Raw genomic sequence first — 1,047 nt, forward strand, 5'->3', positions numbered from 1 at the left:
CTTCGGCAGCTCGAACGACCTGGAGAGGTGCGATGCCGGGATTCTAGGTCCGCTACTCACGCGCCCTCTCCAGCCGCTCCACACCAACCCACCATGCATCCGGGTTGGCCTATGCCCGGGTGATGCTCCAAGCTGGCTTGCCTCACCACTGCACAAAAGTGTTCACCTTTAGGCTTCTCAGGCCATCGCTTGGTTCATCGTATGGCGAGAGTTGCTTCGCTAAGTTGTTGTTTTTACTAGGTTTCACACGTCGCGAACTGCACAAAAGCGTTCACCTTTAAGACCAAGAGAGGCATCACCTGCCGCCTGTGAACCGGGTTGCGAGGGCACCCAGCACATATCCACAGACCTTTAGGCACAAATCCGTTCACCTCCCTGCACAGATCCATTCACCTTGCTGCACAAAAGCGTTCACCTTTTGCACAAATGTGTTCACCTAAACACCGCTAAGCCCTTGATTTCATATGCAGTTTTTCGGCGTAAAGGTATTTAAAGATACCTAAAGCTTTTCTTAAAAGATTACAACCCGCAGTTGTTGTGCAAGTTTGAAATCTTGTTAGCATCCGGCTTCCAACATCGCCACGCACTCCGAATGTCACAGGGCAACTCACGCAGCAGCAGAAAGCAGACCCTTGACCTGGTCATGCAAGGAAGCCTGTTCCCTGACGAGCCAGCCAACACGTTTCGCAAGCCGGTTCAGGTCGTTCACAGCATCGCTCGAGCAGACATGACGCTCGTGCAGAGGAAATGCATGAACACCTGGCTCAAAAATGCGATTGAGAATGAAGCTGACAAAGACGGTTGGTACTCAATGTCGGAGGCTGATTTCCGAATCGCCATCGGCTACGAGTCTCGGAACCACCAGCACCTCAAGGAGTCGATCCGCGACCTGATGGGAGTCGTCTTCGAGTGGGACGTGCTTCCGAAGATCTCGCTTGGCAACGGAACCACACTGCACGGCACCGACTGGGAAGCATCTGTCCTCTTCCCAAACACCCGAAAGGTGAACGGATTTGTGCAGTACAAGATCAACGATGTGCTGAAGGA

The 1,047-nt window shown here is 52.8% G+C and carries 1 protein-coding gene; it reads left to right on the forward strand.

All coding sequences use genetic code 11. The features are described 5' to 3' along the window. Positions 1–592: 592 nt before the first annotated feature. Positions 593–1,047 (forward strand): RepB family plasmid replication initiator protein (locus Q8M88_RS17605; protein ID WP_305598456.1); only part of this gene is annotated, 455 nt, incomplete at its 3' end.

Origin of the sequence: Phenylobacterium sp., assembly GCF_030693805.1 — a bacterium.
Taxonomy (GTDB): Bacteria; Pseudomonadota; Alphaproteobacteria; order Caulobacterales; family Caulobacteraceae; genus Phenylobacterium.